Source organism: Streptomyces sp. NPDC052496 (genome assembly GCF_040679095.1).
In the GTDB taxonomy this organism is placed as follows: Bacteria; Actinomycetota; Actinomycetes; order Streptomycetales; family Streptomycetaceae; genus Streptomyces.
The window spans coordinates 1-5,312 of sequence record NZ_JBFAUH010000061.1; the positions used below are offsets into that span (position 1 = coordinate 1).

Annotated in this window: 2 protein-coding genes; both read right to left on the reverse strand. The window is 72.2% G+C overall.

Features of this window, described 5'->3' with window-relative positions:
* A partial coding sequence (locus AB0L45_RS39300; protein WP_365848604.1) for an amino acid adenylation domain-containing protein occupies window positions 1-4,619 on the reverse strand: 4,619 nt, incomplete at its 3' end.
* Window positions 4,620-4,669: 50 nt separating this feature from the next.
* The coding region (locus tag AB0L45_RS39305) for a phosphopantetheine-binding protein (RefSeq protein ID WP_365848605.1) at window positions 4,670-5,312 on the reverse strand (643 nt) is incomplete at its 5' end.

A 5,312-nucleotide genomic window follows, 5' to 3' on the forward strand; every position in this document is an offset into this window, starting at 1 on the left:
GCGTCCGGGGCGCGCTGGGCCTGGGCCTCGAACAGCTGCGGCATCGTCAGCGCCGGAACCACCTGCTGCGTGGCATTACGGACATGCACCAGCTCGTGATGCTCCTCCGCTGAGAGCACCCCGGCGGCGCCCACGGTCCGGTCGGGCTCCGCCACCACGGCCCGCAGCACGCGGACGAACCGCTGCGCGACGGCCTTGGCACCGGCGGGTTCGAAGAGGTCCGTGGCGTACGTGAGCGCCCCGGTGAGACCGGCCGGTCCACCGTCGGCGGTGTGCTGCTCGGACAGGCCGAAGACCAGCTCGGACTTGGCGGCCTGGACACCGACCGGCTCGGGCCGCACCTGCAACCCGGGCAGACCCGGCGCACCCGCCGTGCTGTCCTCCAGGTTGAGAGAGACCTGGAAGAACGGGGTGTGCGAGAGCGCGCGAGTCACTCCCGCCGCCTCGACGACCCGCTCGAAGGGGATGTCCTGGTGGGCGAAGGCCGCCAGATCGGTCTCGCGGACGCGGGCGAGGAGCTGGCGGAAAGTGGGGTCGCCGGAGACGTCGGTACGCAGGGTGAGGGTGTTGACGAAGAAGCCGATCAGATCATCGAGGGCTTCGTCGGAGCGTCCGGCCACCGCCGTGCCGATGGGAATGTCGGCGCCGGCACCCAGGCGGGACAGCAGGGTCGCGAGACCGGCCTGCAACACCATGAACACCGTGACATCACACTCACGAGCCAGCTGCGTGATGCGCTCATGCAGCTCCGCGTCCAGTGCGAAGTGCTCCGTGGCGCCGTGGTGGGTGGCGACAGGTGGGCGGGGGTGGTCCAGGGGCAGTTCGAGGAGTTCGGGGGCGCCGGACAGTTCTTTGCGCCAATGGTCGAGCTGCTGGGCCAGGACGCTGGTGGGGTCGTTCTCGTCGCCGAGCATGTCGCGCTGCCACAGGGTGTAGTCCGCGTACTGCACCGGCAGGGGCTCCCACGCGGGGGCCTGGCCGTCGAGGCGGGCGGTGTAGGCGGTGGTCAGGTCGCGGGTCAGGGGGCCCATGGACCAGCCGTCGCTGGTGATGTGGTGCAGCAGGACGAGCAGGACGTGCTCGCGGTCGGCGACCTGGAACAGAGTCAGCTTGACCGGCACACCGGCGGCAAGGTCGAAGCCGTACGCGGCGGCCTCGTCCAGGGCAGCGCGCAGCTGCTCCGGCCCGCCCAGCTCGACCAGTTCGAGAACAGGCCGGGCCTGCTCACCCTCGAGGACGACCTGGCACGGCTCACCGGACATCTCCGTGAAGCGGGTCCGCAGCGCCTCGTGGCGCTCCACCACATCACCCAGTGCCGCTTCCAGCGCGGCACGGTTCAGCTCGCCGGTCAGCCGCAGGGCGACCGGGACGTTGTAGGTCGGGCTGGGGCCCTCCACCTGGAAAGCGAACCACAACCGCCGCTGCGCGAACGACATCGGCAGGACGTCGGGACGTGCCATCGGCGCCAGCGCCGTACGGGCCGAACCCGCCTCCCTCAGCCGGGCGGCCAGCTGCGCGACGGTCGGTGCCTCGAACACCGCCCGGACCGACAGCTCGGCGCCCAGAGCGGTACGGATGCGGCTGGTCAGCCGGGTGGCCAGCAGCGAGTGCCCGCCCAGGTCGAAGAAGTTGTCGTCGACGCTGACGGAGTCCACGCCGAGGACCTCGCCGAAGACACCGGCCAGAATCTCCTCCTGGGGCGTGCGCGGGGCACGCCCGGCGGCGCCGGCGCCCGTGAAGCTGGGGGCGGGCAGGGCCTTGCGGTCGATCTTGCCGTTGGGGGTCAGCGGCCAGCGGTCGAGGACGACGAACGCGGCCGGGACCATGTAGTCGGGCAGCGCGGCGGCGACGTGGGCCCGCAGGGCGGCGGACTCGGGGGCCGCGCCGTCGGTGGTGACGTAGCCGACCAGCCGCCGGCCGGCCGCGTGGTCCTGGGCGGCCAGTACCAGCGCGTCGGCGACGCCCGCCGCCTCGGACAGCACGGCCTCGATCTCGCCGAGTTCGATACGGAAGCCGCGCAGCTTGACCTGGTTGTCGGTGCGGCCGAGGTACTCCAGGGTGCCGTCGGCGGTCCAGCGCACGAGGTCGCCGGTGCGGTAGAGCCGGGAGCCGGGCGGGCCGAACGGGTCGGCGACGAAGCGCTCGGCGGTCAGGGCGGGGCGGCCGAGGTAGCCGCGCGCCAGACCGGGGCCGGCGGCGTACAGTTCACCGGCCACCCCCGGCGGCACCGGGCGCAGCGTGCCGTCCAGGACGTACAGCCGGCCGTTGACGACCGGCGTACCGATCGGCGGGGTGCCCGCGCCGGTCAGCGGCTCGCTCATGGCGGCGACGACCGTGGCTTCGGTGGGACCGTAAGAGTTGATCATCCGGTGCCGCTCGGACCAGCGGGCGGCGAGCTCGGCGCCGACCTTGTCGGCACCGGTGGCCAGCGTCCGCAGGTGGGGCAGCTCGATCTCGGGCAGGGTGGCCAGCGCGGCGGGCAGCATCAGGGTGTGGCTGATCCGCTCGTCGGCCAGGACCCGGGCCAGTTCCTCGCCGGCCAGCTGCTTGCCGTCCGGCACCACCAGCGTGGCGCCGTTCGTCAGCGCCATGACCGTCTCCAGCACCGAGGCGTCGAAGCTGGGCGAGGCCAGCTGGAGCACCCGGCTGTCCTGGTCGATGAGGTAGCGCTCCGCCACGCTCACCGACAGGTCCCCCAGGCCGCGGTGGGTGACGACGACGCCCTTGGGGCGGCCGGTCGAGCCCGAGGTGTAGATGACGTACGCGGGGTGGTGGACGTCGAGCGGGGCGGTGCGCTCGTCGTCCGTCACCGTGGTGTCGGACAGCTCCGCCAGGCGCGCCACGACCCGGGCGTCGTCCAGCTCGATCTGCGGGCAGGGCACCTCGGGCAGGTGGCCGGCCGTCGCCGAGTCGGTCAGCACGCACGTCGGTGCGGCGTCCGCCAGCATGTAGCCGATCCGGTCCGCCGGGTAGGCGGGGTCGATGGAGAGGTAGGCGCCGCCCGACTTCTGCACCGCCAGCGCCGCCACGACCATGTCGGCGGACTTCGGCAGGGCCAGCGCCACGATGTGTTCCGGACCGGCGCCGTGCTCCACCAGGAGCCGGGCCAGCCGGTTGGCGCGCTGCTCCAGCTCCCGGTAGGTGAGCGTACGGCCCCGGTGCTCCAGCGCCGGAGCATCCGGCCTGGCCAGCGCCTGCGCCTCGACGAGCTCGGGCATCGTACGGGCCGAACCGCCCCGGGCGGTGTCGTTCCAGCTGGTGAGCAGCAGTTCCCGCTCCCGGCCGATGAGGACGTCCACCTGGCTGACGCGAGCGTCCGCGTCAGCGGCGAGGGCAGCCAGCACGCGCACCAGCCGGTCGGCCAGCGCCTGTGCGGTCTCCCGCTCGAACAGGTCGGTCGCGTACTGCACCTCGCCGCCGATACCCGCCGGGGTGCCCTGCGGCGTGCGGCGCTCGCGCAGCGTGAAGGTCAGGTCGACCTTGGCCACTCCGGTCTCCAGGTCGCCGACGGAGACCTCCAGCCCCGGCAGGGAGAAGCCGCCCTTGCCGGCGTCCTGCAGGGACAGCAGCGTCTGGAAGACCGGGGCGTGGGACAGCGACCGGGACGGATTGACCGCCTCGACGACCCGCTCGAAGGGGATGTCCTGGTGGGCGAAGGCCGTCAGATCGGTTTCGCGGACGCGGGCGAGGAGCTGGCGGAAGGTGGGGTCGCCGGAGAGGTCGGTGCGCAGGGTGAGGGTGTTGACGAAGAAGCCGATCAGATCATCGAGGGCTTCGTCGGAGCGTCCGGCCACGGCGGTGCCGATGGGAATGTCGGTGCCGGCGCCCAGGCGGGACAGCAGGGCGGCCAGGGCGGTGTGCAGCACCATGAAAAGGGTGGCGCCGGATTCCTGGGCGACGGACAGCAGCGCGCGGTGCAGTTCGGCGTCGATGTCCAGAGCGACGGTGGCGCCGTGGTGGGTGGCGACAGGTGGGCGGGGGTGGTCCAGGGGCAGTTCGAGGAGTTCGGGGGCGCCGGTGAGTTCTTTGCGCCAGTGGTCGAGCTGCTGGGCCAGGAGGCTGGTGGGGTCGTTCTCGTCGCCGAGGACTTCGCGCTGCCACAGGGTGTAGTCCGCGTACTGCACCGGCAGGGGCTCCCAGGTGGGGGCCTGGCCGTCGAGGCGGGCGGTGTAGGCGGTGGTCAGGTCGCGGGTCAGGGGGCCCATGGACCAGCCGTCGCTGGTGATGTGGTGCAGCAGGACGAGCAGGACGTGTTCCTGCTCGGAGGCCTTGAACAGGGTGAGCTTGACCGGCACACCGGCGGCAAGGTCGAAGCCGTACGCGGCGGCCTCGTCCAGGGCAGCGCGCAGCTGCTCCGGCCCGTCCAGCTCGACCAGTTCCAGGGTGGGCCGTGCCTGGTCGCCGTCGAGGACGATCTGGCACGGCTCGCCGGCCTGCTCCGCGTAGCGGGTGCGCAGGATCTCGTGCCGTTCCACCACGTCACCGAGTGCCGCTTCCAGCGCGGCACGGTTCAGGTCACCGGTCAGCCGCAGGGCGACCGGGACGTTGTAGGTCGGGCTGGGGCCCTCCACCTGGAAAGCGAACCACAACCGCCGCTGCGCGAACGACAACGGGTACATGGCGGAACTCCTCTTGGAACTGAATACGAGCGGTGCGGGAAGGAGGGGGGTCAGGAGTTGCGCATACGCCGGAGGGCGGGCCGGGCCCGGCGAGCCGTGCCGATCTCCTCGGCCAGCCCCGCGACGGACGGCTTCTCGAAGACGGTGCGGACCGACAGCTCGGCGCCCAGTGCCGTCCGTACCCGGCTGATCAGCCGGGTCACCAGCAGCGAGTGGCCGCCCAGTGCGAAGAAGCTGTCGTCGATGCTCACCGAATCCGCCCCCAGCAGTTCGGCGAAGATCCCGCACAGGGTCTCCTCCTGCGGCGTGCGCGGGGCCCGGCCGCCGGTGGCTCCGGCCGGCCGCTCCGGGGCGGGCAGGGCCTTGCGGTCCACCTTCCCGTTCGGCGTCAGCGGCCACTCCTGGATGACCACGATGGCCGACGGCACCATGTAGGCGGGCAGCCGTTCGGCGCACCGTTCGAGCAGTTCCCCGACCAGGTGTGCCGCCGCGGGCCCCGCGGCCGGTCCCTCGACGTAGGCCACGATCTGCTGCTCACCGGGGCGGTCGGTGCGCACCATCGCCATGGTCCGGGCGACCTGCGGGTGGCCCGTCAGTACGGCTTCTATTTCGCCGAGTTCGATGCGGAAGCCGCGGATTTTGATTTGGTTGTCGGTGCGGCCGAGGTATTCGAGGGTGTGGTGGGTGGTCCAG